Source organism: Flavobacterium salmonis (assembly GCF_903819435.1).
Classification (GTDB): Bacteria; Bacteroidota; Bacteroidia; order Flavobacteriales; family Flavobacteriaceae; genus Flavobacterium; species Flavobacterium chungangense.
This window is the reverse complement of record NZ_CAIJDP010000118.1, coordinates 1-396: the sequence shown is the minus strand read 5'-3', so window position 1 is coordinate 396 and position 396 is coordinate 1. Positions and strand designations below refer to the sequence as shown.

Sequence of the window (396 nt, the reverse complement as noted above, 5' to 3'; positions counted from 1 at the left end):
CAAACTATAGTAGCTTCAGGAGGAACAGGATCTAAAACCTATGCAGTTACAGCGGGAAGTTTGCCTTCTGGTTTTTCGCTATCAACAGCTGGACAGATATCAGGTATTTCAACTCAAATTGCTGATAGTAATTTTACGGTTACCGCTACTGATGCTAATAGTTGTACTACTACCTATAATTATATACTGAAATTAAATCAAATCCCAATTACCGTAACTGCAACACCTTCTCAAACTAAAGTATATAGGGAGAGTGATCCTGTTTTAACTTATACAGTGTCACCAAGTTTGCTTTCGGGAGATTCATTCACAGGATCTTTAACAAGAGTTAGTGGTGAAAATATTGGTAATTATGCTATTAATCAAGGTTCGCTTTCAGCTGGATCTAAATATTTA

At 35.9% G+C, this 396-nt stretch carries 1 protein-coding gene; it reads left to right on the top strand.

Annotated elements, in window-relative coordinates; translation table 11 throughout:
• Positions 1–396: MBG domain-containing protein (locus tag FLACHUCJ7_RS25155; RefSeq protein ID WP_180910974.1), on the top strand; the 396-nt coding region annotated here is incomplete at both ends.